The organism is Cupriavidus sp. 291-E7, assembly GCF_057798835.1.
Map to the genome: position 1 here is coordinate 150,672 of NZ_JBYOJV010000014.1, position 23,384 is coordinate 174,055.

Genomic DNA, 23,384 nt, shown 5'->3' on the forward strand with positions numbered 1-23,384 from the left:
CATCATTTTTTGTCTTTGGCGGGCTGCAGCACGAGCGTGTCGAAGCTATCGCCACCAGGATTGCGGCGATGCGACCCAATCGTAATGAACTGCACCGCCGCCCATTTGTCGGTCCAGTCCCGATAGTGCGGCGACAGCGCATTGCCGGACTGCCCGGTCGACGACATGAAGCGGGAATCGGACAAGTCAGCCAGGTCATAGATTGCACGCAGGCTGGCGGCATGGGTGCTTTCGAACGGCGCCTTCTCATCGCGCAGGCTGTGGCGCCCGACGTCGACCGTATAGGTGTCCCCACCCGTGCGCACGCGCACATTGAACAGGCTGGACAGATACGGCACCTTGCCGAACGGCTTGTGCTCCGAGCGGGCCGTGTGGGCCTTGCCCCATCGCCATTTATCGGCGTCGTTACCGTAGCGCGCATCGAGGTCGGCAATGGCGCGCTGCCACGCCAGCCCGATCGTCGCGGCACAGGTCTCGCGCGCGGTAGTGCGGGAGTTATCGCACCAGAACGCTCCTAGCCCCTTCGGATCGCGCATGACATTGAGCATCGGCATCTGGACGTTCCGCTGCTCCCAGAGTTTGCCGAACAGCGGATCACCAACCTTGTCCTCGAACAGCAGCCGCGACAGTTCGCGCAGCCATGCGGTTACCACCAGCGGCTCGGCGCGATCGGCCGCCATCGTGCCGTCCCATTTGCGCAGCGCATCGAACAGACGGCGTTCGCGCTCCGGGCGTGCCGCATCGCTGGCTACCGGCGCGGCCAGCAGCAAGGGCAGCGCATCGCGCACGGCCAGCGACACCACGTCTTTCTGGATGACGCCAAACGTGTCCAGCGTGTGATGCGGCTCGGACTCCAGCAGCGTCTGGATGCGCTGGGCACGATACGGCGCGGCCCATTCGCTGGTGATGAAGAACGGATAATTATCGTCGACGATCTTCTGGTTGGCGGTCACGATCATGCCCGACGCCGGGTTGAACCGCTGCGGCAGCTGCTCGAACGGAATAAACCCCTGCCAGTCGTAGCGCGCATCCCAGCCCGGCGCCGGCGCCAGTCCCATCAGGTCGTTATCGGCGCGACGCACCGGCACCAGGCCCGGCGCGATGTATCCGATATTGCCGTCGACGTCGGCATAGACCATGTTCTGCTGCGGCGAGTGGAAATCGCGCAGTGCCGCCACAAAACTCTTCCAGTCCGTAGCCGTGCCGATCTTCAGGCTGGCCTGGAACGTCCTGTCATCCGGGCGCAGCGCCGTCCACTGAAAAGCCACCACGTACTGGGCGCCCAGTGGCTTGGCCGCCGCACTGATCGGATCGGCCACATCGGACATCACCGGGCCATGCCGCGTGGACCGGACATTGATCGTGACGTCGGGCTCGCCTTTGACCGCAATCACCTCCGTGCGCGTCTCGAATTCGGCCCAGCCATCGGGCGTCTGGTAGCGCGTGGGATGCGCCGGGTCGATCCGCTCGATATAGAGATCCTGCACATCGGGGGCGGTATTGGTGAAACCCCAGGCGATCCGCTTGTTATGACCCAGCACCACCAGCGGCGCACCGGGCAGCGTGGCGCCCGTCAGATCCAGACCCGGCGCCTGCAGATGGGCGAAATACCACAGCGCGGGCGCCTGCAGCCCAAGGTGCGGATCGTTGGCCAGCAGCGGCTTGCCGCTGCGCGTATGGGCGCCCGACACCACCCAGTTGTTCGAACCCATCCCTTCCACATAGCCCGATGGCGCGTGCTCCACCACCTGTGCCAGGGCCGTGGCCACCGGTGCGAGCTGGCGATAGAAGCTCGCATAGTCCATCGTGCGCAGCGGCTTATCACCCGGATACGGCGCCAGGATTTCGGCAATGCGGGCGGTCGGCAGCTGCTGGGCCAGCCCCATCCGCAGCACTTCCTGCGTCCAGTTGCCGCCGAGGTCCCAGGCCATCATGGTCTGCCATCCCAGCGTATCGACCGGGTCCCAGTGCTCGGGCCGGGTGCCGAGAATCAGGAATTCGGGAGGCAGCGCCACCTTGCGTGTATCGATGAACGCATTCACGCCATCCGCATAGGCCTGGAGCACGGCCCGGATTTCGGGCGAAGTCCGGGCGAATATCGCTTCGGCATTGCGGCGCACACCGAGCGTGCGCAGGAAGCGATCCGTTTCGAGCGCGCTCGGGCCGAGTATCTCGGCCAGCCGCCCGGCAACGATGCGCTTGTTCATCTGCATCTGCCAGAGCCTGTCCTGCGCATGGACGTAGCCAAGCGCATAGTAGGCGTCCAGTGCATTGGCCGCCTGGATGTGCGGCACGGCATTCCGGTCACGCACCACCACCACGCGATCACGCATGCCCGGCAGCTGCAGCGTGCCGGCCGTATCGGGCTGCGATGCCTGGCGATACCAGATATAGCCGCCGATGGCGCCCGTCAGGCCAATGACCATCACGGCAAACACCATCCAGCCCAGCCGTTTGAACCAGCGCATCGGAACGTTCCCCCCGTGGAAAAACGCAAGCATGGCAGATTTCCGCGCAGACAAGAATGCCCGGGCTAGCCGGGCATTGCTGCGACTCAGACTGTAAGCCCGGTCAGGCGGGCTTCTTCAACTGCAGTGACTTGTATTCGAGGAACTCCTCCAGCCCGAATTTGCCGCCTTCCCGGCCGTTGCCAGACTGCTTGAAGCCGCCGAACGGCGCATTCATGTTGAACGGGCCACCGTTGATATCGACCTGGCCGGTGCGGATGCGGCGCGCCACGCGGATCGCGCGCGCTTCATCCCCCGACCACACGCCGCCGCCCAGCCCGTAGACGCTGTCGTTGGCAATACGGATCGCGTCGTCCTCGGTGTCGTAGCAGATCACGGACAGCACCGGGCCGAAGATTTCCTCCTGCGCGACGGTCGCCTTGGGATCGACGTTACCGAGCACCGTCGGTTTCACAAAGAAGCCCCGGTCGAAACCGGCCGGGGTATCGGGGCCACCGGCCACCAGTTCGGCGCCCTCCTCCAGACCGCGACGGATATAACCGGTCACGCGCTCCTTCTGCACGGCGGAAATCAGCGGTCCCAGGCGCGTGGTGTCGGCCAGCGGATCGCCCACGGCAAAGCCTTCCACGACCTTGGCCGCAATGGCCTTGACCTCGTCGTAGCGGCTGCGCGGCACCAGCATGCGGGTGTGCGCCGAGCAGGTCTGGCCCGAATTCAGGAAGCAGGCGCTGATCGTGCCCTTGACCGCCACCGGCAGGTCGGCGTCGTCCAGGATCACCGAGGCCGACTTTCCACCAAGTTCCAGCGCCACCCGCTTGACCGACTGCGCGGCCAGCTCCGACACACGCTTACCGGCACGGGTCGATCCCGTAAACGACACCATGTCGACTTCCGGATGGCTGGCCAGCACCTCGCCCACTACCGGGCCATAGCCGGTCACCAGATTGAACACGCCGGGAGGCAACCCGGCAGCCTCGATCACTTCCGCCAGCACAAAGGCGTTGAGCGGCGCCACTTCCGACGGCTTGAGCACCACGGTGCAGCCCGCCGCCAGCGCGGGGGCGACCTTCAGCGTGATCTGGTTCAGCGGATAGTTCCACGGCGTGATCGCCGCCACCACGCCCACCGGCTCGCGCACGACCAGCGAATTGCCGACCTGCTCCTCGAACTTGAAGGCTTCCAGCAGCGCGGCAGCCTGGCCCCAGTTGTACACCGGCCCGCCCACCTGGATGGCGCGCGCGAGCTTGATCGGCATGCCGACTTCGCCGGCAATCAGTTGCGCCAGTTCTTCGGTGCGGTCTTTCAGTCCTTCTGCGATCTTGCGGATATAGACGGCGCGCTCGGCGGCCGGCGTCGCGGCCCAGCCATCAAATGCCGCCCGTGCGGCGGAGATGGCGTCCTCGGCGTCGCGGGCATGTCCCTCGGGAATCGTACCCATCACCGCTTCGGTGGCGGAATGGATGACTTCGATACTGCCCGTACCGTGGGGCGTCACCCACTTGCCATTGATAAATAGTTTGTCTCGTTGTTGCATGGCCACAGCCCTCATCAGGTGGATCGGCGGAGTGCAATTCTTTGTTACTTTTATGGTGCACCACATTGTAGGCCGGTTTGCGGATTCGCTTTTCTTTCGCCGCGCGCCGGTCCGGACAACAAGATGGCGATAATCGGCCGCGCAACAACTGACCCGAGGGCCTCGCCGCGGGCGGCCGATCCATAACAAAGGAGCGAGACATGGTCGATCCGATCTATCACAAGACGGAGGCTGGTCAGGAGGAAATCCGCACGCGCGCGCGCAAGCTGGACCAAAAGGTGCGCGCGCTATTGCTGATCGTGAATGGGGAACGGACCAAATCGGCATTGCTGGCGCAAGTGGCGGGTCTGGGCGTGGCCGAGGAGGCATTCGATACGCTGCTGGCGCTTGGCATGATCGAGCCGCAGGCCGACCCCGCCAAGCCGGTATCGGCACCCGCCGCCGCCCGGCCGGCCGCGACGGCCAAGCCGGCCAAGCCAACCGACACCAACCTGTTTGCCGCGTATTCGGGCTTCAACTCGGCGGGCGGCAAAGGTATCGATGATCGGGTCGATGACCGGGACGTCCTGGCCGATACCACGATCGCGCCCGCCCTGGCGCCGGCCGCTTCGGGCACCGCACCGGCCTCTGCCGGCGCGGACGGCTACCAGCGGCTCTATCACTTCTATACCGACGTAATCGGCAACCACCTGGGGCTGCGCGGCTACGTGCTGCAGGTCAAGGTGGAAAAGGCCGCCACAGTGGTGGAACTGGCCGCGCTGCGCGACACGCTTGGCGCCGCGCTGCAGAAAGCCAAGGGCGAAATCACCGCCCACGCGATCATCGACCAGCTCGACGACCTGCTGGCGGAAATGGGCGTGGCACCGGCCCGGTAGACGCCTGGAAGCCCAGTCTTGCCCCTGTCCCGGCCACGGGACAGGGAAGAAAACCCGCCGACCGCACCGCTAGACAGCCGACTCCTCATTCGACTGCGCCGCATTTCCCACAGCATTCCCCACCGTGTACCAATCCACCTTGCGCGTGATGGCCATGATGCAGGCCAGCATAACGAACAGCAGCAGCGATCCCAGCACCAGCGCGTTGTCCTCGGACACCAGCAGGCCGTAGAGCGCGCCGTACAGCGCCGTCAGCAGTGCCGCAAAGCCCGCGCCCCGTTGCCAGCTGCGCAGCACGAATGTCAGGTAGAAGCCCAGCAGTCCGATGCAACCAGCGCTGGCCGTCAGGTACGCGACCAGGAATGGCGCATGTTCCGAAAGGCTCACCAGCAGCAGGAAGAACAGCGCCAGTGCCAGCCCCGCCAGCAGGTACTGCACCGGATGGATGCGCAGCGTCTTGACGAGTTCGAACATATAGAGACCGGCGAACGTCAGCAGCACGAACAGCAGCCCGTATTTCACGGCGCGCTCGGCTTTGACATAGATGTTGACGGGCTCCATCAGCGTGACGGACGCCGCCTGCATTGTCAGCAGATTGCCCGGCCCGGGATTGCCGGCCAGCTGGTCGCGCACACGGGTATTGAACGCGGTAACGGACCACTCCGCGACAAAGCCATCGTTTTTCACGGTACGTTGGCGCGGCAGGAAGTCACCGTCGAAACTCGGATGCGGCCACGGCGAGCGCATCGTGAACTGGTTGTGGTCCGCCACGGGCGCCAGCGCCATCGACCTCGCGCCCAGCACCGACAGCGTCAGGCTGAACGGAACGACGCGCGCATCCAGCGGCTTGCCCGCCGCGCCGCTTGCGTCGATCCGCGCATGCAAACCCTGCGGCAGGCTTTCGAGCCGGGTGCCCTGCTCCAGCGGAATGGATTTGCCGCCCAGTTGCAGCACGGGCTGCGAGATCAGGCCGCGCATGTCGCCCACGCCAAGCACCACATAGGGCTGCCCCATCTCAAAGCGGACGTGGCCGGGAGACTTGGGCATGTCATCGGCGGACTTCAGGTCCGGCAGCGCGATCGTGCCAGACCACTGGGTGGCCGTTTCATAAACGATTGCCTTGTGAATGCCCCGGTAGCGTTCGCCGGGCGTCAATTGCGCCTGGACCTGCAGCGTCTTCGGAAACGCCAGCAAGCGCCGGCTTTCCTCGCGGTTCCGCGGCGGTACGGCGTCCGCCACGGCGAGCACTTCCTTGTACGGCACGACAATGATCGGGCCGCTCAGCGTCTGCGGGCCGGCATAGCTTTGCCAGATGCTGCGTTCGGCGCCGTCGCGGTACTGGCTGCGCTCACGGACGATACCAAGCACCATCTGCAGGGCGATCCACAGCATCAGGATCACGCCGGCAATGATGACGATTCGGTAAAACAGGGCCTTGTTCATGACAGTCTTGCGAGTGGAGATGCGGCAAGACTCGGGTCCGACTGTGTGCGGCGCGCGTGGCCGGCATGAAGTGACGGTGAAGCGATCGTGAGGCGACCGTCAGTGAGGCGGCCGTCAGGCAGCCGGCAGCACGAGTTCGGCACGGGCGCCACCGCCCGCCCGATTGCCAACGCTGGCCGCTCCGTGGTGCAACAGCGCGACCTCCCTGACAAGGCAAAGCCCCAGCCCGGTGCTGCGATCGCCGCCGGGTCGTGGCAGCGAGTAGAAACGCTCGAACACCCGCGCGCTCGCAAAATCGGGAATACCTGGCCCGTGATCCTCGACGGTCACGGCGATCCTGTCGCCCGACCGCGCCAGGCCCACGTCGATCACCGTGCCGGACGGCGCGAAATCCAGCGCGTTCTCCAGCAGGTTGACAATCGCCTGCCGCAACAGGAACACGTCGCCCTTCACCACGCACGATGCCGCCGATGGCGGCTGCCAGTGCAGCGTCACCCCGCGCTGACGAGCACGCGGCTCCAGGTCCGCGACCAGATTGCCGATCTCGTCGGCAATCCGCACCGGCTCGCGCTTTTCCAGTTGCTGGCGCTGCTCGACCTCGGCCAGTGTCAGCAGCTTGCGAATCAACTCGTCAAGCCGTTGCGCCTGGCCACGGATATTGCCGACAAAGCGCTGGCGATCCGCCGCGGGCATGTCTTCCTGCAACAGTTCCGCCGCGCCGCCGATAGCCGCGAGCGGGCTTTTCATCTCGTGCGTGAGCGTGTGGATGTAGTGCTCCACGTACTGCTTGTCTTCCAGCCGCAGCCGCATGGTCTCCACCGCGCGACCCAGTTCGGCCAGCTCGCTGGCGCCACGCAGCGGCATCTCCGCGCGCTCGCCAGCCGCCACCGATCGCGCATAGCGCTGCAACTTGCGCAGGCCGAAAACGAGCCACAAGGTGCAGACCACGCCAATCACTGCCGCGCCGCCAATCAGCAGCAGGCCGTAGGTCAGGATCTTGCCCTGGCTGCGCGCGATGAACGGCGCGACCGTCTGATTGGGCTTGGCCACGGTCAGCACGCCGACGATGCGGTCGCCATCGCGGATAGGCGCCGCCACATACATCACCGTGCTGTTTTCATCATTGGGGTCCGAACGCGTACTACGCGCGCCATATTTGCCCTGCAACGTCCGGTAGACGTCGTTCCAGCGCGAATAATCGGCCCCCAGCGCCTCGCCGGTGGAGTCGAAGCGCACGATGCCACGGTCGTCGGTGATGTAGATGCGGTACCCGATCGCGCCCTTGTGCATGCCCCAGACGCTGGCGTCGACGGGGCTGTCCTGCAGACGCGCGAGCCGCCGGGCGAAGTTACCGTCCGCTAGATGGCCACTCTTGAAATCGTCGGCGGCCAGCACGGCCAGAACGTTGGCGGTGTCCACCAGCGTATCCTCCATCGCCTGGCGCACGCCCGGCTTGACCTCCTGGACAAACACGCGCAGCGTCAGGAAGGCGGCCAGCCCGACCACCAGGAAAAACCCAAAGAAGATGCGCAGACCGATGTGCATGGATGGCGGGCGTCAGATCGCTCAGGCTTCGAGCGAATAACCCATGCCGCGATGCGTGCGGATCGGGTCGCCCACTGGGTCCACCTCGCGCAGCTTCGCGCGCAGGGTCTTGATATGCGTGTCGACCGTGCGGTCGACGGTATCGAGCGCATCGTGCCAGACCAGATCCATCAGTTGCGCCCTGGCGTAAATGCGCCCCGGATGCTGCACCAGCAGCGCCAGCAACCGATATTCGTAACGGGTCAGTTCCAGCCATTTGCCCTGATAGGACAGCCGCGCGCCATCGGCATCGTGATGGAAGCCGGTCGCGGGCGTGGCTGGCACCGCCACGGACTCAGCGGACGTCGTCGCACCCGCGCGGGCGCGCCGCAAAATCACCCTCACCCGCGCTGCCAGTTCCCTTGGCGAAAACGGTTTGACCACGTAGTCGTCGGCACCGATTTCCAGCCCAACGATGCGGTCGATTTCCTCGTGGCGCGCGGTCAGGAATATCACCGGAACGTCTGAAAACGTGCGCAGGGTACGGCAAACCTCGAAGCCGTTGATGTCTGGCAGACCCACGTCGAGCACCACCAGATCGGGCCGTTGCGTACGCAGCCGCGACAGGGCGTCGCCCCCGAGCACGCAATGCTCGGCCTGCATGCCGTCGGTACGCAGGGCATAGAGGATAGTGTCGGCAATGGCGGACTCGTCTTCCACCACCAGAATGGACGGTTGTTTCATGGACGCGGCACGGCTGAGTTGGCGCTGCGTATTATCCGCCATCGCGCTGCGGTTCGGGCACATCCAGTAACTGGCGGACGCGGCGAAGAAATGCCTGGATGTCGATCGGGCGAAGGCGTCTCATGGTCGGGCTCCGGTGGCATGGAGCGGCCAGTATCGCGGCGATCAGTGAAGGGACGGTGAGGCGGGTGTGAAGGGAAGACGGGGGGCGGGACGCGGGATGCGGGAGATACTCCCCTCTCCCGCTAGCGCGGGAAAGGGGATAAACCACAACCGATCAGGCTTCGATGCCTTGCGAAGCCAGGTACTCGTCGTACGTACCCAGATAGTCGGTGATCGTGCCGTCGGTGCGCACTTCGATCACGCGCGTCGCCAGGCCGTTGATCAGTTCACGGTCGTGCGAGACGAAGATCAGCGTGCCGGGGAACTTGTCCAGTGCGATCTGCAGCGATTCGATCGACTCCATGTCCATGTGGTTGGTCGGCTCGTCCATTGCCAGCACGTTATGGCGGCCCAGCATCAGCTTGCCCCAGATCATGCGGCCCTTCTCACCGCCGGACAGCACCTTGACGTTCTTCTTGATGTCGTCGGCCGAGAACAGCAGACGGCCCAGCGTGCCGCGCAGCGACTGGTCGTCGTCGCCGGCCTGCGTCCACTGGCTCATCCAGTCCATCACGTTCACGTCCTTCGGGAATTCCTCGTACGTGTCCTGCGGCATGTAGCCAACGTTGGCGTTTTCCGCCCACTTGATCGTGCCACGGTCCACTTCCACGCCGCGCTGCACGCCGGTTTCCACCACGTTGTTCAGCAGGCTGCGCAGCAGCGTGGTCTTGCCCGCGCCGTTCTCGCCGATGATCGCCACGCGCTCGCCGGCCTGCACCGCCATCGACAGGTTGTTGATGATCTTGCGGTCGTACGTCTTGGTGACGCTGTCGGCTTCCACGGCCAGGTTGTGCAGCTTCTTTTCGAACTCGAAACGCACGAACGGGTTCTGGCGCGAGGACGGCTTGATGTCCTCGACCTTGATCTTGTCGATCTGCTTGGCGCGCGACGTGGCCTGGCGGGCCTTCGACTTGTTGGCCGAGAAGCGGCGCACGAAGTCCTGCAGTTCGGTGATGCGTTCCTTGGCGCGCGCGTTGGCGGCCATCTGGCGCTCGCGCGCCTGCATCGACGCCTGCATGTAGTCGTCGTAGTTGCCCGGGTAGACCTTCAGCGTGCCGTAGTCCATGTCGGCCATGTGCGTGCACACGGAGTTCAGGAAGTGGCGGTCGTGGGAGATGATGATCATGGTGGAGTTGCGCTCGTTGAGCACGTCTTCCAGCCAGCGGATCGTGTTGATGTCCAGGTTGTTGGTCGGCTCGTCCAGCAGCAGGACGTCCGGATTCGAGAACAGCGCCTGCGCCAGCAGCACACGCAGCTTCCAGCCCGGCGCGATATCGCTCATCGGACCCTGGTGCTGGTCGGTCGGGATACCGACGCCCAGCAGCAGCTCGCCGGCACGCGCTTCGGCCGTGTAGCCGTCGTACTCAGCGTACTTGGCTTCGAGGTCGGCCGCCTTCATGTAATCCTCGTCGGTGGCCTCGGGGTTCGCGTAGATGGCGTCACGCTCGCTGGCGGCGGCCCACATTTCGGTGTGGCCCATCATCACCACGTCGAGCACGCGGTTGTCTTCATACGCGAACTGGTCCTGGCGCAGCTTGCCCAGGCGGATGCCCGGCTCCAGCATGACGGTGCCCGCCGACTGTTCCAGATCGGCACCCAGAATCTTCATGAAGGTGGACTTGCCGCATCCGTTCGCGCCGATCAGGCCGTAGCGGTTGCCCTCGCCGAACTTGACCGAGATGTTCTCGAACAACGGCTTGGGGCCGAACTGCATGGTGATGTTTGCGGTAGAAAGCACGTCTGAACCTTGTCTGGAATGTGGGAGCGCCCTGTGGGCACCACCTGCTGGCGGCCGGTTTTTCGCGGCACGCACCTGATTGGCGTGCCCGGCGCAGCGAAAATGAGGAAATAACCCGCGATTTTACCACTCGCGGGAGCCTCCGTCAGCCGTGTACCGTTAGAGCGTGGGGTATCCCGACAATGCCAGCGTGAAGCCGTCGCCACTGGATTCCAGCCGCGCCTGCGCGCCCACGGGCAGCGTCAGCTTGCGCGGGCAGTGGCCGAATGGCAGGCCCGTCAGCACCGGAATGCGCAGCAGGTCGCGCATATAGTCGAATACGGCGTCCATGTTGTAGCCGTTGTCGTAGTCGGTGGTACGGTAGTTCGAGAAATCACCGAGCACGATGGCCTGCTGCGTCGCCAGCACGCCCGCCTGCAGCAGTTGCAGCAGCATGCGTTCCACGCGGTACGGCGGCTCGTTGATGTCTTCCAGGAACAGGATGCCGCCATCCACCCTGGGCATGTACGGCGTGCCGAGCAGGCTGCAGAGCATGGCCAGGTTGCCACCCCAGAGCACGCCCTCCACCGCCCCGGAAACGCCCGTCTGCGGCGCCGCCACCTCGATCCGGTAAGCCGGATTGCGCAGGATGGCCTCGAAGTGCTCCCACATGAACGGATCGACGTGTTCCTCGCCAAAGTCAGCCAGGAGCATGGGGCCGGCAAACGTCACACCGCCAGTGGCAGCCAGATAGGCCAGCTGGAACGCCGTGAAATCACTATGGCCGACGATCGGCGTGCCGCTGGCGCGGGCCTGGTCGGCAATGCGCGTGAAATCGATCTTGTCGAGCAGCCGGGCCAATCCGTAGCCACCGCGCACCGCGAGGGTCAGCTCACGGGAGGGACCCGTGCCGATGGCATGCAGGTCGGCCAGCCGTTCCGCATCGGTGCCGCCGAAACGCAGATAGCGGCGCGCCAGGACGTCTGGATTGCCGACGTGGTAACCGTGATGCTTGAGCCAGGCGCAGCCGCGCGCGGCAATGGCCACGTCGTGCGGGTAACCGGAAGAGGCAATCAGGCGGACTTCGATGGGCTGGCTCATGCTTCGGATGGATCTATGCGTCGACTCGGAAGCACTGATTCTCGCCTAATCGGCTGGCGGTGGCGAGGGCGGCGTGCCCTGCTCTTCCCTTGCGGCCTTCTGCGCAGCCTTCTGTGCGCGGCGGCGGGCGCCAAAGAAATCGCGCAGCATCTGTCCGCATTCGTCGGCCAGCACGCCACGTGTCAGTGTGGTCTGGTGATTGAGCGTGGCCTGCGCGAAGAGGTCGACCACGCTGCCGGCGGCGCCGGTCTTCGGGTCGGTGGCGCCAAACACCACGTGCTTGAGCCGGGCATGAAGAATGGCGCCGCTGCACATGGCGCACGGCTCCAGCGTCACGTATAGCTCGCACTCGGGCATGCGGTAGTTGCCCAGTATCTTCGCGGCCGCGCGTAACGCCTGCATTTCCGCATGCGCGGACGGATCGACGGAGCGGATCGGCAGGTTATGGCCGCGCGCGATGATCTGGTCGTTCCAGACCACCACCGCGCCGACGGGCACCTCGCCGGCCGCTTCGGCCAGGCGCGCTTCTTCCAGCGCGGCCGTCATGTAGAAGCGGTCGCGCGCGGCATCGTCGTCGAACATCGGCGTGCCGGACATGGGTGGATCAGTCCTGCGCCGGCAGCGACAGCGGCGCGCTGACTTCGGCCCAGCAGTTCGGCGTTTCGAACAACACGAGCTTCGTCAGCTGAAGGTGATGGCCGAAGCAGTCCTTGAACACGGGCGCAAGGATGTCGAACGCTTCCTGCGCCAGATTTTCGACGGTCGGGATGCTATCGATGACCACGGTCTTGTGGTTATCCATCGACTGCAGGAAGTTCAGCAGCGCGGTATCGCCACGGTAGATCAGGAACGCATGGTCCCACTTCGACACCAGATGCTCGTTGGCCAGCGATTTGATGTCGCCGAAGTCAAGGATCATGCCGTCGTCGGAGGCGCCTTCCTGACGCAGGACTTCGCCGGACAGCGTCAAATCCAGGCGATAACGATGGCCGTGGATGTTGCGGCACTGGCCGCCGTGGCTGGGGATGCGGTGGCCGGCGTCGAATTCCAGCCGGCGCGTGATGGAAACTTGTTTGCTCATGTGTCAGCGAATGCCCAGCAGCTTGTGGGTCTGCAGCGACAGGCGCCAGCGCGGATGCCGCTGGCAGAAATCAACCGCCGCGGCCGTATTCTGCCGCGCCAGCGGGCCGTCCATTGCCTGCACCAGGAAATATTGGAAATCCAGTTGCTCGTATGCCGCAAAGTCCTGGCCTTCCTGCGGAATCACAACCTTGAGTTCGTCGCCCTTCTTCACCACGAGCTCCGAGCCCATCTTCGGGCTCACGCAAACCCAGTCGATACCGTCGGGCACCGCGATCGTGCCATTGGTCTCGATGGCGATCTCGAAGCCTTGCGCATGCAGCGCGTCGATCAGCGGCCCATCGAGCTGCAGCAGCGGCTCACCGCCCGTGCACACCACCAGCGGCTTGCCGCCAGCGCCTTGCGGCCATTCGGACGCGACCACGGCCGCCAGCTCGTCGGCCGTCTTGTATTTGCCGCCGCGCGTGCCGTCGGTGCCCACGAAATCCGTATCGCAGAACTGGCATACCGCGCGGGCACGATCTTCCTCACGGCCGGTCCACAGGTTGCAACCCGAGAAACGGCAGAACACCGCGGCGCGGCCGGCGTTGGCGCCTTCGCCCTGCAGCGTATAGAAGATTTCCTTGACGGCGTAAGTCATGCGTATGCGACGTTTGTGATGCGTGGGAAGTTCCTGCTCAAAAAATAGGCAATAGCCGAGGCGTGAGCAACCGGCGATTGTATCAAGAACCTAGGGTTTCCGCTAAGACCCCGACTTCAGGGCCGACCACCCGCCATCTCTTGATTTTTAATCAAATATCTTCTGTTCATCACGCGCTTTTTCGGCAACAAATGCACTGGCACACTGCGCTCCAATCTGAATACCGGAGCATCTCATGCCCATTGCCCTGCTGGCGCTCACAATCAGCGCCTTTGCCATCGGAACAACCGAATTCGTGATCGTCGGCCTGATTCCCACCATTGCCGCCGACCTGCACATCAGCGTGCCGTCCGCGGGACTGCTCGTCAGTCTCTACGCACTGGGCGTGGCGATTGGCGCACCAGTACTGACCGCCCTGACCGGACGCCTGCCACGCAAGGCATTGCTGCTGTCGCTGATGGCACTGTTCACCGCCGGCAACCTGCTGGCCTGGCAGGCACCGAGCTACGAATCACTGGTGGCTGCCCGCGTGCTGACCGGCCTGGCGCATGGTGTGTTCTTCTCGATCGGATCGACGATCGCCACGAGCCTGGTGCCCAGGGACAAGGCCGCCAGCGCCATCGCGATCATGTTCACCGGCCTGACCGTCGCACTGGTCACCGGCGTGCCGCTGGGTACTTTCATCGGCCAGCATTTCGGCTGGCGTGAAACGTTCCTGGCCGTCTCCGCGCTGGGCGTGATCGCCTTCGTCGGGAGCCTGCTGTTCGTGCCGTCATCGATCCCGCACAAGGCACCGGCTTCGCTGTTGCAGCAGGCGCGAGTGCTGGCCGAACCCCGGCTGTTGCTGGTGTACGCAAAGACGGCCATCGGCTACGGCGGCTCGTTCATTCCCTTCACGTTCCTGGCGCCGATCCTGCAAGACGTCTCTGGCTTCAGCGCTGGCGCCGTCAGCCTGGTGATGCTGGTTTATGGGGTGTCGGTGGCCATCGGCAATATCTGGGGTGGCCGCCTGGCGGACCGGCACGGACCGATTGCCGCGTTGCGCATCGTCTTCCTGCTGCTGGCCGCCGTGCTGTTCGTACTGACGTTCACCGCGCCGCATCGCTGGCTGGTGGTGGCCACCGTCCTGGCCTGGGGTGCCGTTGCCTTCGGTAACGTGCCCGGCCTGCAGGTCTACGTCGTGAAGCAGGCCGAGCATCACACGCCACAGGCCATCGACGTGGCATCGGGCCTCAACATTGCCGCGTTCAACCTCGGCATCGCCGGTGCCGCCTGGGCGGGGGGTCTCATCGTCGAGCACTTCGGCCTGATGCAGACGCCGTGGATTGGCGCCCTGGTCGTGCTGGTGGCATGGGGTCTGACCGAACTGAGCGGCCGGCTCGATCGCGCCGCGGGCATCGATGTTCGTGCTGGCGGCATGCCTGCCAGCGCCCTCCAGCACTAAATCCGCCGGTGCGCGCAGCATGAAAAAACAGGCCGATTGGCCCGTTTTTGTATCGCGGCAAGTGCGTCAATCAGCGCGGCACGCCCAGGTAGTCCAGCTTGCCGATCTGCACGCCCTTATGGCGCAGGATGTCGTACGCGGTCGTCACGTGGAAGTAGAAGTTCGGCAGCGCAAACCCGAGCAGATAGCTCTTGCCATCGAACGTCACCGGGCCGCCACGCAGCTTCAGTTCGACCACGCGCGTTTCGCTGCCTTCGAGCTGTTCGGGACGGATCGCCTTCAGAAAGCCGATCGTCTTGGTGATCCGTTCCTGCAACTCGGGAAACGTCGCTTCGGTATCCGGGTACGAGGGAATATCGACGCCTGCCAGTCGCGCAGCGCAACCCTTGGCCGAATCGCTGGCACGCTGGATCTGGGCAGACAGGGGATCCATATCGGCGATCAGTCGCGTCTGGATCAGCTCCGCGGCGTCCGTGCCCTGGCCTTTCGCATGAGCCGCGCCTTTTTCGAGAATGGCGGACAGGTTCGTCAACGCCCGGATGAACACCGGGATCGATACGTCGTACATCGAGAGGGCCATGAGGGTTCCTTGGATGGGTCGTGGAATGTCTTGCGCGTCTGCGTCGTCCGGCGGCGCCTGATAGCCATGCGATAACGCCTGCCGGTGTCGCAGCCGAGAGCATAGACCGGAACGGTCTGGACTGCTTGGCAAGGCGTTGGCAGCGCCAAGCCTGCTGAAAAAGGCACCGGGACGCCATCGGCAGATCTTTGAAACCACCTTCGACCTACCGTAATTCCAACGTAGAATTCGACAGCCGATCCGATGCATCGGCGCATTGTCTTTACATTTGGATGTACGTCGATCTCCTCACCCTTTACCTACTTGCGATCGGAACTCTACTTGCCAGTGCCGGCATGATGTTCTGGGAGCATCGTGCCAACCCCAGGCACAGCAAGGCGCTGCGCATACTCGCAGCGGGATTTACCACGCTGGCGCTCGCTTGTGCGGGCGTGTTGTTCCGCCGCGCCGTGCCGGGCGCAATCGGCTCGGCGATCTGCAACCTGGTCATGCTCTGTGGCTACTTCCTGGTTCTTAACGGCGTTGCCGCACTAAGCGGCAGGCGGTATCGCGTCAGTGCCGCCGTCGTGATCGCTGGCATGGCATTGGTATGGGCCGTATCCGGCGCTCGTTGGCAGGACCTGGTCTGGAACCACATCAGCGCGTTCCCGATCGCACTCGTCAGCGCCATGACAACGCGCGAAATGCTGCGCTGTGATGCCATGAAGCCGTTCTTCGCGCGGCATATCGTCGTGGCTGTCACCGGGATCCACGCGCTGCTCTATGTCGGCCGTGCCTTCATCCTGCCGTCGATCGTGAGCGCGTATGGGCCGGCGATCCAGTCGATGGCCAGCAAGATCACGATGTACGAGGGCGTGCTGTATTCGGTGATCCTGCCGATGACCATCCTGAAGCTGATTCGGGAGGAAACCCACGGTCAGCTGCTGAAGGAATCGCAGACCGATTACCTGACACGCCTTGGCAACCGCCGGTGGTTTTTCGAACAAGGCAATCGCATCCTCGGCGCCGACGCGCGACGCGGGCCGATTGCCGTGCTGGCTTTCGACCTCGACCAGTTCAAGGCCATCAACGACCGCTACGGTCATCAGACGGGTGACGAGGTACTGAAGTCGTTCGCGGCCATCGCCCGGCGCGTGATGGGGCCCGAGACGTTGCTTGCACGGATCGGCGGGGAGGAATTCGCTGCCCTGCTTTCCGGCGACGACGCCAGCCGGGCCAAGACCCTCGGGGAAACCGTGGCACGACAATTTGCCGAGAATATCTCCAGCCGGATCGGCAGTGTCGGCATTCCGGCGACGGTCAGTATCGGCCTGGCCCAGTATGAGGATGGCGTGCCTACCCTGGGCGACGGGCTTGCCGCGGCGGATCGGGCGCTGTATCGCGCCAAGGCGTTGGGGGGCAACCGGCTGGAGGTAACGGCCGCTGAAGCGCCGGCGGTGGTCGCTTGACGTTCAGCCGTCATGCGCCGTGGTCGACTGCCACGGGCAAAAAACAAGGCGCCCCAGGGGCGCCTTGCATGTGAACGACATCGGGCGTTCGATTATTCCCACTCGATCGTGGCAGGCGGCTTGCCCGACACGTCGTACACCACGCGATTCAGGCCACGCACCTCATTGATGATGCGGTTCGAGCAGCGGCCCAGCAGCGAATACGGCAGGTGTGCCCAGTGTGCGGTCATGAAGTCCGTCGTTTGCACGGCACGCAGCGCCACCACGTAGTCGTACGTGCGGCCATCGCCCATCACGCCCACCGACTTCACCGGCAGGAACACCGCAAAAGCCTGGCTCGTCAGGTCGTACCAGCTCTTGCCAACCTGATGCGGCTCGCACATGCCGGCGGCAGCATCCTGCTCCGTGGCGATGGTCTTGCGCAGTTCCTCGATAAAGATCGCGTCGGCGCGGCGCAGCAGGTCTGCATAGTCGCGCTTGACTTCGCCCAGGATACGCACGCCCAGGCCCGGGCCAGGGAACGGATGGCGGTAGACCATTTCCGGCGGCAGGCCCAGCGCCACGCCCAACTCGCGCACTTCGTCCTTGAACAGGTCGCGCAGCGGTTCCAGCAGCTTCAGACCCAGCGTTTCCGGCAGGCCGCCCACGTTGTGGTGGCTCTTGATCGTGGTCGCCTTCTTGGTCTTGGTGCCGCCCGATTCCACCACGTCCGGGTAGATCGTGCCCTGCGCCAGCCACTTGGCGTTGGTCAGCTTCTTCGCCTCGGCCTGGAAAACTTCCACGAATTCGCGGCCAATGATCTTGCGCTTCTGCTCCGGGTCGGTAACGCCCGTCAGATGGCCAAGGAACTGCTCCGAAGCGTCGATGTGAACGACCTTCGCATGCAGGCGGCCCGCGAACATCTCCATCACCATCTTGCCTTCGTCCAGACGCAGCAGGCCGTGGTCGACGAACACGCAGGTCAGCTGGTCGCCGATGGCGCGATGGATCAGCGCCGCGGCCACCGACGAATCGACACCGCCAGACAGACCCAGGATCACCTCTTCATCGCCCACCTGCTCGCGGATCTTTGCCACGGCTTCGGCGATGTGGTCGCGCATGACCCAGTCAGCCTTGGTGCCGCAGATCTCCAGCACGAAGCGCTCGAGCATCTCGCGGCCCTTCGACGTGTGCGTGACTTCCGGGTGGAACTGCACGGCGTAGTAGCCGCGGGCCTCGTCGGCCATGCCGGCGATCGGGCAGCTCGGCGTGGAGGCCATCAGCTTGAAGCCGTCCGGCAGCGCGGTGACCTTGTCACCGTGGCTCATCCAGACCTTGAGCATGCCGTGGCCTTCGGGCGTGGAGAAGTCCTCGATACCCTTCAGCAGGTTCGTGTGGCCGTGGGCCCGCACTTCGGCATAGCCGAATTCGCGCGAATCGCTCCACTCCACCTTGCCGCCCAGTTGCACGGCCATCGTCTGCATGCCGTAGCAGATGCCCAGCACGGGCACGCCGAGATCCCACACGGCCTGCGGGGCGCGCAGCTGGTGGTCCTCGTAGGTGCTGGCATGGCTGCCGGACAGGATGACGCCCTTCGGCGCGTACTCGCGCACGAATTCGTCAGTAACGTCGTTCGGATGGATCTCGCAGTAGACGTGTGCTTCGCGAACGCGGCGCGCGATCAGCTGCGTGACTTGCGAACCGAAATCAAGAATGAGGATTTTGTCGTGCATGATTGGCAGTGGGCAGTGCGTCCGGATCGGGTTCGGGCATCACCTCCGTGCCCGGGCCATAGCCAGGCGGCGGCGTGATGACCGGCTCGCGCCGGTATTCGGGGGATGCGGGGGACGTAGCCGGGCGGACCGGGCGGCCAGTGCCGCTTTCGCCAACGTCCGTCACGTCGCTTACGTCAGTTACGTTATTCGAATTGTAGACACCGGCTTCACGCGCTTCGCGGTCAGCCCTTGCCTGTTCGGCCAGTGCGCGTTCGCGCAGCCGCACCTTCTTTGCCGACGGGATCTGCACGATGGCAAAGAACAGCAGCATCGCGGCCAGCGTCAGCAACCAGACCTTGCCGGCCGCCTGGACGGGCATGTCCAGGAACAGCGTCCAGGCCGCAACCAGTATCGCGCTGGCCAGGTTCATCAATCCGGCGACGCGGGCCACGGGCACCGTCATATGTCCATTGAACGTGGCCGTGAACAGCAGCCACGACATGCCCAGCGTTGCCACGCCCAGCAACTGGCCGAACAGCGCCGGCTCCGGCACCGGCACTTGCAGCGCGGCGTACAGCGTGGTGAACGGCGACATCAGCAGCAGCAGGCCAAGCAGCAGATCGAGCACGGCATCGAAGAACAGCACGGCTCGAAGCAAAACCTTCATGGGCGCTCCTTGTTACGACGCGGCCGCGCCGCCCCGTTGCTAAACGGAACCGGCGCGGCCGTGGTACCGACCATTTCGAAATCAATCGATATGGTAGTTCGGCGCTTCCTTGGTGATCTGCACATCGTGGACGTGCGATTCGCGCATGCCGGCGGCGGTAATCTGCACGAACTCGGCCGTGTCATGCCACTGCGGAATCGAGCTGGCACCGCAATAGCCCATCGAGGCACGGATACCGCCGGTCAGCTGGTGAATGATCGCCTGCACCGGACCCTTGTACGCCACGCGGCCCTCGATGCCTTCCGGCACGAGCTTGTCGACGTTGGCGGTGTTGTCTTCCTGGAAGTAACGATCCGCGGCGCCATCCTTCATCGCACCGACCGAACCCATGCCGCGGTAGCTCTTGAACGAGCGGCCCTGGAACAGGAACACTTCGCCCGGGGCTTCCTCGGTACCCGAGAACATGCCGCCCATCATGACGGTGTGCGCGCCAGCGGCCAGCGCCTTGGCCACGTCGCCCGAGTAGCGGACGCCGCCATCGGCGATCAGCGGCACGCCAGTGCCCTTGAGCGCTTCGGCCACGTTCGACACGGCCGTAATCTGGGGCACGCCCACACCCGCGACGATACGCGTGGTGCAGATCGAACCGGGGCCGATGCCGACCTTGACGCCGTCGGCGCCATGTTCGACCAGGGCCAGCGCGGCGGCGCCGGTGGCGATGTTGCCGCCGATCACCTGTACCTGCGGGAAGTTCTGCTTGACCCAGCGAACGCGATCCAGCACGCCCTGGCTGTGGCCATGCGCCGTATCGACCACGATCACGTCGACGCCGGCCTTGACCAGCAGTTCCACGCGCTCGTCATTGTCCGGACCAACACCCACCGCGGCGCCTACGCGCAGTTGGCCGTGAGCATCCTTGCTGGCCAGCGGGTTATCCACGGCCTTCTGGATGTCCTTCACCGTGATCAGGCCACGCAGTTCGAACGCGCCGTTGACCACCAGCACACGCTCCAGGCGGTGGCGGTTCATCAGGCGTTTGGCTTCGTCCAGCGGCGCGCCTTCGGCCACGGTCACGAGCTTTTCGCGCGGGGTCATCTTGGCGCGCACCGGTGCGTCGAGTTCTTCCTCGAAACGCAGGTCACGATTGGTGATGATGCCGACTACCGTCTTGCCTTCGAGCACCGGGAAGCCCGAAATGCCGTGCTGCTGCGACAGCGCGATCACATCGCGCACTTTCATGTCCGGCGAAATGGTGATCGGATCACGCAGTACACCCGACTCGTAGCGCTTCACGCGCGCCACTTCACGCGCCTGGTCGGCGGGCTTCAGGTTCTTGTGGACGATACCGATACCGCCTGCCTGCGCCATTGCAATGGCCAAGCGGGCTTCCGTCACTGTATCCATAGCAGCGGACAGCAGCGGAATATTGAGTTCGATCGAACGGGTCAGGCTGGTGCGGAGGGAAACATCCCGGGGCAGGACGGCCGAATAGGCCGGGACGAGCAGCACGTCATCGAATGTGAGTGCTTTCTGGACAAGACGCATAGCGAATCCTCTAGGCGCAAAAGCAGATTATACAGGAATGCAGGATTTGCTGATGCGTTCTTGCAAGTCGTTTGCTATTCTCGGCCTCCTTTTTCAAGCAAGGCATTCGGAATCCACATGGGAATTGGCGTGTTGTGCGGCCTGCTGGCGGGAGCGTTCTGGGGGATGGTGTTTATCGCCCCCAAACTGCTGCCGGCGTTTTCTCCGTGGGAACTGGCGATCGGCCGCTACCTGGCTTACGGGGTGGTGGCGCTTGTCGCGGCTTTGCCGCTGATGCGCCGCATTGCGCGCAAGCTCACGCGATCGGATTGCGTGGCCCTGCTGCGCCAGGCCTTCACGGGCAACCTGCTCTACTACGTCCTGCTGGCGTTCGGCGTGCAACTGGCCGGCGTGGGCCCGACCTCGCTGATCATTGGCATCCTGCCCATCTCGGTCACGCTGATGGGCCGCCGCGACCGTGGCGCCGTGCCATTGCGCCGGCTGGTGCTGCCCCTGCTGGTGGTGGCCGCCGGCATCGCCTGCATCAATATCGATCTGTTCGGTGGCGGCGGTGGCGGTGCGCATGGCACGGTGGCTGCCGGCGCTGCGATCCGGCCCGTCTGGCAGAAACTCGCCGGCGTGCTGTGCGCGGCCGGCGCACTGGTCTGCTGGACGCTCTACGCCGTGGACAACGCCCGCTACCTGCAACGCCACCCCCATTTCAGCGGCAATGAGTGGTCAGCGCTCTATGGACTGTCGACCGGCCTGGTGTCGCTGGTGCTGGCGGCGGTCGGCTGGCTCGCCTTTGGTGACGTGCTGACGGCGCCGGGTACGGGCCGTGAATGGCAGTGGTTCTGGACCGTCAATGCCGCCGTGGCGCTGGGAGCGTCGCTAATTGGCAACAACCTCTGGAACATTTCGAGCCGCCGCCTGCCGCTGACGCTGTCTGGCCAGATGATCGTTTTTGAGACGCTGTTCGCGCTGGCATACGGGTTTGTGTTCGACCACCGCTGGCCACGGCCGCTGGAAATCGCGGCCATCGTGTTGCTGATGGCTGGCGTGGCCTGGTCCGTGCGCTTGCATGCGACGGACAAGTCTCAGTAGACTAGCGGGCAATGCCGCAGGGGTCACATCGAAAGTCAACCCCACTGGCGTCTGATGCCCACACAACCCGCTCGACCTGTTCACGCCTTCGCCATGAAACGATCGTCCGCGCTGTACCTGCTGATTGCCGCCAGCCTGGCCATTCCCGGCACCGCCTTCTCCCAGTGGCAATGGAAGGACGCCAACGGGCGCACGGTTTATAGCGATGTTCCACCGCCCCCAACCATCCCGGAGCGCGCCATCCTGTCCGCGCCGGGCCGCGCTGTTGGCGCGTATCGGCCCGTGGAGTCGGACGCAGCCAAGGCCGAGGTGAAGGGGGATGCCAAGGCGACGCCTGCCGGCGCACCACGCATGCAGACCGTCAGCGCCAAGGCCACATCCGATAAGCCGGCGGATGCCGACGATTCTTTCCGCGAACGCCGGGATGCCCGCCTCAAGGCCGACGTGGAAGCCGCCACCAAGGAGCGTGAGCAACTGGCGCGCGACGAACGGTGCCAGCAAATGCGCAATTACGCGACGGGCCTGAGCTCCGGCATGCGCGTATCGCGCGCGGGCGCCGATGGCGCCGCGGTTCGCCTGAATGACGAGGAACGCGCCGCCGAGCTGTCCCGCACGAACGACTCAATCAACCAGCACTGCAGCAGCTGAACAGCGCATACGCATGGGGCAGGACCATCAGGTACCCTGCCCGCCGCCCCCACGGCGCAACCATTTCTGACCCTCGCGCAAACCCGTTGCCCGGGTTTTTTGCACCCGTTTGCGCCGCGCCGTCTTGGGATCCGCGGTCAGAATGCGATAGACCTCCACCCGGTCGCCATCACGCACCACGGTATCCAGCGTCTTGAGTTTGCCGTAGACACCTACGCGCATCGTCGTGGGGTCCACCTCTCGATACGCCTCGATCAGCCCGCTGGACTGGATCGCGGCAAGAATGGTAGTGCCAGCCGGGACCACCACTTCTTTCAGGAAAACGGCGTCGGGAAGCGCGTAGCAGACCGAGACGCGCACGGCGCCAGGCGCCTCAACGCTACTCGGCATAAACCACCTCGGCACGTTTGACAAAAGCATCGACAAACGTATTCGCAATCACGCTGAACGCTGGGCCGATGATTTTCTCAAGGAGCACGCTCGAAAACTCGTAATGCAGGTGGAATTCGATCTTGCAGGCGTCGGCGCGCAACGGCGTGAATCGCCAGGACCCATTGAAGGTCTTGAAAGGTCCGTCGGCGAACGTCATATCAATGCGTGTCGGACGCTCCTGGGTATTGCGCGTGTGAAAGTACTGCTTGATGCCGCTGAAATGGATATAGATCTTGGCATCGAGCAGCGAATCGGTCTGCTCGAAGACCTCCACGCCGCCACACCACGGCAGGAACTTGGGATAGTCCTCCACGCGAGTGACCAGGTCGTACATCTGTTCGGCCGAGAAGCCGAGCAGGACGGATTTATGGACGTCTGCCATGTATACGGATAGCGGGCGCTCGGGACTGGGCCGGGCGGGAGCGGTTTGCTAAAATCAGGATTTTAGCCGACAGCCGCGAACACGGCACGCCCTGGCGTGCGCGGCCGCAGCCATGTTGCTGTGCACCCTTCCCGCCGCCGCCCTGCCAGGCCGCGCCGGACCATATTTTAGGA

Annotated in this window: 21 protein-coding genes; 5 read left to right on the forward strand and 16 right to left on the reverse strand. The window is 64.3% G+C overall.

What is annotated here, in order from left to right; all coding sequences use genetic code 11:
- Nucleotides 1-2: 2 nt before the first annotated feature.
- Together AC3FLX_RS23330 and AC3FLX_RS23335 are read right to left on the reverse strand one after the other, a co-directional pair.
- Nucleotides 3-2,468, reverse strand: coding sequence for a penicillin acylase family protein (locus tag AC3FLX_RS23330; RefSeq protein WP_488699739.1), 2,466 nt, complete (start codon nucleotides 2,466-2,468; stop codon nucleotides 3-5).
- A gap of 103 nt (nucleotides 2,469-2,571) precedes the next feature.
- On the reverse strand, nucleotides 2,572-4,002 hold the full coding sequence (locus AC3FLX_RS23335; protein WP_488699697.1) for an aldehyde dehydrogenase family protein: 1,431 nt from the start codon (nucleotides 4,000-4,002) through the stop codon (nucleotides 2,572-2,574).
- 200 nt (nucleotides 4,003-4,202) lie between these two features.
- Here AC3FLX_RS23335 and AC3FLX_RS23340 point away from each other — a divergent pair, with 200 nt between their 5' ends.
- Nucleotides 4,203-4,877 carry a hypothetical protein gene (locus AC3FLX_RS23340; protein WP_488699698.1) on the forward strand — a complete coding sequence of 225 codons (675 nt, stop codon included), beginning with the start codon at nucleotides 4,203-4,205 and terminating at the stop codon, nucleotides 4,875-4,877.
- A 69-nt stretch (nucleotides 4,878-4,946) separates the two neighbouring features.
- Here AC3FLX_RS23340 and creD read toward each other — a convergent pair whose 3' ends face one another.
- The 8 genes from creD to queE form a co-directional block, all read right to left on the reverse strand.
- A complete protein-coding gene (gene creD, locus AC3FLX_RS23345; RefSeq protein WP_488699699.1) occupies nucleotides 4,947-6,320 on the reverse strand; it encodes a cell envelope integrity protein CreD in 1,374 nt (457 codons plus the stop codon).
- Nucleotides 6,321-6,434: 114 nt separating this feature from the next.
- On the reverse strand, nucleotides 6,435-7,865 hold the full coding sequence (gene creC / locus AC3FLX_RS23350; protein WP_488699700.1) for a two-component system sensor histidine kinase CreC: 1,431 nt from the start codon (nucleotides 7,863-7,865) through the stop codon (nucleotides 6,435-6,437).
- A 21-nt stretch (nucleotides 7,866-7,886) separates the two neighbouring features.
- The gene (creB, locus tag AC3FLX_RS23355) at nucleotides 7,887-8,588 is read right to left on the reverse strand and encodes a two-component system response regulator CreB (RefSeq protein ID WP_488699701.1); all 702 of its coding nucleotides are present in this window, start codon (nucleotides 8,586-8,588) and stop codon (nucleotides 7,887-7,889) included.
- A 277-nt stretch (nucleotides 8,589-8,865) separates the two neighbouring features.
- Nucleotides 8,866-10,488: an ABC-F family ATPase gene (locus tag AC3FLX_RS23360; protein WP_488699702.1), complete on the reverse strand. Its 1,623-nt coding sequence runs from the start codon at nucleotides 10,486-10,488 to the stop codon at nucleotides 8,866-8,868.
- Nucleotides 10,489-10,647: 159 nt separating this feature from the next.
- Nucleotides 10,648-11,568, reverse strand: a complete 921-nt coding sequence (ldcA, locus tag AC3FLX_RS23365) for a muramoyltetrapeptide carboxypeptidase (RefSeq protein WP_488699703.1) — start codon at nucleotides 11,566-11,568, stop codon at nucleotides 10,648-10,650.
- A gap of 45 nt (nucleotides 11,569-11,613) precedes the next feature.
- Nucleotides 11,614-12,165 (reverse strand): tRNA adenosine(34) deaminase TadA, encoded by a 552-nt coding sequence (gene tadA / locus AC3FLX_RS23370; RefSeq protein WP_488699704.1) that lies wholly within the window; start codon nucleotides 12,163-12,165, stop codon nucleotides 11,614-11,616.
- Between the two features lie 7 nt (nucleotides 12,166-12,172).
- The gene (locus AC3FLX_RS23375) at nucleotides 12,173-12,649 is read right to left on the reverse strand and encodes a 6-pyruvoyl trahydropterin synthase family protein (protein ID WP_488699706.1); all 477 of its coding nucleotides are present in this window, start codon (nucleotides 12,647-12,649) and stop codon (nucleotides 12,173-12,175) included.
- A gap of 3 nt (nucleotides 12,650-12,652) precedes the next feature.
- Nucleotides 12,653-13,288, reverse strand: a complete 636-nt coding sequence (gene queE, locus AC3FLX_RS23380; protein WP_488699707.1) for a 7-carboxy-7-deazaguanine synthase — start codon at nucleotides 13,286-13,288, stop codon at nucleotides 12,653-12,655.
- A gap of 235 nt (nucleotides 13,289-13,523) precedes the next feature.
- Between queE and AC3FLX_RS23385 the strand changes: the two genes are divergently transcribed.
- Nucleotides 13,524-14,732, forward strand: coding sequence for an MFS transporter (locus tag AC3FLX_RS23385; RefSeq protein WP_488699708.1), 1,209 nt, complete (start codon nucleotides 13,524-13,526; stop codon nucleotides 14,730-14,732).
- Nucleotides 14,733-14,802: 70 nt separating this feature from the next.
- Here the strand turns inward: AC3FLX_RS23385 and AC3FLX_RS23390 are convergent, their stop codons facing one another.
- Complete coding sequence (locus AC3FLX_RS23390) at nucleotides 14,803-15,312, reverse strand: DUF1993 domain-containing protein (RefSeq protein ID WP_488699709.1); 510 nt, start codon at nucleotides 15,310-15,312, stop codon at nucleotides 14,803-14,805.
- A gap of 272 nt (nucleotides 15,313-15,584) precedes the next feature.
- Here AC3FLX_RS23390 and AC3FLX_RS23395 point away from each other — a divergent pair, with 272 nt between their 5' ends.
- Nucleotides 15,585-16,760: a GGDEF domain-containing protein gene (locus AC3FLX_RS23395; protein ID WP_488699710.1), complete on the forward strand. Its 1,176-nt coding sequence runs from the start codon at nucleotides 15,585-15,587 to the stop codon at nucleotides 16,758-16,760.
- A 92-nt stretch (nucleotides 16,761-16,852) separates the two neighbouring features.
- Here the strand turns inward: AC3FLX_RS23395 and guaA are convergent, their stop codons facing one another.
- From guaA to guaB, 3 genes are all read right to left on the reverse strand, one after another.
- The gene (gene guaA, locus AC3FLX_RS23400) at nucleotides 16,853-18,472 is read right to left on the reverse strand and encodes a glutamine-hydrolyzing GMP synthase (protein WP_488699711.1); all 1,620 of its coding nucleotides are present in this window, start codon (nucleotides 18,470-18,472) and stop codon (nucleotides 16,853-16,855) included.
- Nucleotides 18,447-19,121, reverse strand: coding sequence for a hypothetical protein (locus AC3FLX_RS23405; RefSeq protein ID WP_488699712.1), 675 nt, complete (start codon nucleotides 19,119-19,121; stop codon nucleotides 18,447-18,449). Before AC3FLX_RS23405 ends, guaA begins: the two co-directional genes overlap by 26 nt.
- An 81-nt stretch (nucleotides 19,122-19,202) precedes the next feature.
- Nucleotides 19,203-20,666: an IMP dehydrogenase gene (gene guaB / locus AC3FLX_RS23410; RefSeq protein ID WP_488699713.1), complete on the reverse strand. Its 1,464-nt coding sequence runs from the start codon at nucleotides 20,664-20,666 to the stop codon at nucleotides 19,203-19,205.
- Nucleotides 20,667-20,783: 117 nt separating this feature from the next.
- Here guaB and AC3FLX_RS23415 point away from each other — a divergent pair, with 117 nt between their 5' ends.
- Together AC3FLX_RS23415 and AC3FLX_RS23420 are read left to right on the forward strand one after the other, a co-directional pair.
- The gene (locus AC3FLX_RS23415; protein WP_488699714.1) at nucleotides 20,784-21,749 is read left to right on the forward strand and encodes a DMT family transporter; all 966 of its coding nucleotides are present in this window, start codon (nucleotides 20,784-20,786) and stop codon (nucleotides 21,747-21,749) included.
- A gap of 93 nt (nucleotides 21,750-21,842) precedes the next feature.
- A complete protein-coding gene (locus AC3FLX_RS23420; RefSeq protein WP_488699715.1) occupies nucleotides 21,843-22,397 on the forward strand; it encodes a DUF4124 domain-containing protein in 555 nt (184 codons plus the stop codon).
- Nucleotides 22,398-22,424: 27 nt separating this feature from the next.
- Here the strand turns inward: AC3FLX_RS23420 and AC3FLX_RS23425 are convergent, their stop codons facing one another.
- The gene (locus AC3FLX_RS23425; protein ID WP_488699716.1) at nucleotides 22,425-22,787 is read right to left on the reverse strand and encodes an RnfH family protein; all 363 of its coding nucleotides are present in this window, start codon (nucleotides 22,785-22,787) and stop codon (nucleotides 22,425-22,427) included.
- Entirely contained in the window at nucleotides 22,777-23,211 is a 435-nt protein-coding gene (locus AC3FLX_RS23430) for a type II toxin-antitoxin system RatA family toxin (RefSeq protein WP_488699717.1), read from the reverse strand. The genes AC3FLX_RS23425 and AC3FLX_RS23430 overlap by 11 nt, the downstream gene beginning before the upstream one ends.
- Nucleotides 23,212-23,384: the final 173 nt, after the last annotated feature.

Coding starts and splice junctions, on each gene's coding strand:
- AC3FLX_RS23390 (WP_488699709.1), bottom strand. CDS start 15,312: ATGGCCCTCTCGATGTACGACGTATCGATCCCGGTGTTCATCCGGGCG.
- tadA (WP_488699704.1), bottom strand. CDS start 12,165: ATGTCCGGCACGCCGATGTTCGACGACGATGCCGCGCGCGACCGCTTC.
- AC3FLX_RS23420 (WP_488699715.1), top strand. CDS start 21,843: ATGAAACGATCGTCCGCGCTGTACCTGCTGATTGCCGCCAGCCTGGCC.
- AC3FLX_RS23375 (WP_488699706.1), bottom strand. CDS start 12,649: ATGAGCAAACAAGTTTCCATCACGCGCCGGCTGGAATTCGACGCCGGC.
- creB (WP_488699701.1), bottom strand. CDS start 8,588: ATGAAACAACCGTCCATTCTGGTGGTGGAAGACGAGTCCGCCATTGCC.
- AC3FLX_RS23340 (WP_488699698.1), top strand. CDS start 4,203: ATGGTCGATCCGATCTATCACAAGACGGAGGCTGGTCAGGAGGAAATC.
- ldcA (WP_488699703.1), bottom strand. CDS start 11,568: ATGAGCCAGCCCATCGAAGTCCGCCTGATTGCCTCTTCCGGTTACCCG.
- creD (WP_488699699.1), bottom strand. CDS start 6,320: ATGAACAAGGCCCTGTTTTACCGAATCGTCATCATTGCCGGCGTGATC.
- guaA (WP_488699711.1), bottom strand. CDS start 18,472: ATGCACGACAAAATCCTCATTCTTGATTTCGGTTCGCAAGTCACGCAG.
- AC3FLX_RS23330 (WP_488699739.1), bottom strand. CDS start 2,468: ATGCGCTGGTTCAAACGGCTGGGCTGGATGGTGTTTGCCGTGATGGTC.
- AC3FLX_RS23425 (WP_488699716.1), bottom strand. CDS start 22,787: ATGCCGAGTAGCGTTGAGGCGCCTGGCGCCGTGCGCGTCTCGGTCTGC.
- AC3FLX_RS23385 (WP_488699708.1), top strand. CDS start 13,524: ATGCCCATTGCCCTGCTGGCGCTCACAATCAGCGCCTTTGCCATCGGA.
- queE (WP_488699707.1), bottom strand. CDS start 13,288: ATGACTTACGCCGTCAAGGAAATCTTCTATACGCTGCAGGGCGAAGGC.
- AC3FLX_RS23395 (WP_488699710.1), top strand. CDS start 15,585: ATGTACGTCGATCTCCTCACCCTTTACCTACTTGCGATCGGAACTCTA.
- AC3FLX_RS23430 (WP_488699717.1), bottom strand. CDS start 23,211: ATGGCAGACGTCCATAAATCCGTCCTGCTCGGCTTCTCGGCCGAACAG.
- guaB (WP_488699713.1), bottom strand. CDS start 20,666: ATGCGTCTTGTCCAGAAAGCACTCACATTCGATGACGTGCTGCTCGTC.
- AC3FLX_RS23335 (WP_488699697.1), bottom strand. CDS start 4,002: ATGCAACAACGAGACAAACTATTTATCAATGGCAAGTGGGTGACGCCC.
- creC (WP_488699700.1), bottom strand. CDS start 7,865: ATGCACATCGGTCTGCGCATCTTCTTTGGGTTTTTCCTGGTGGTCGGG.
- AC3FLX_RS23415 (WP_488699714.1), top strand. CDS start 20,784: ATGGGAATTGGCGTGTTGTGCGGCCTGCTGGCGGGAGCGTTCTGGGGG.
- AC3FLX_RS23405 (WP_488699712.1), bottom strand. CDS start 19,121: ATGAAGGTTTTGCTTCGAGCCGTGCTGTTCTTCGATGCCGTGCTCGAT.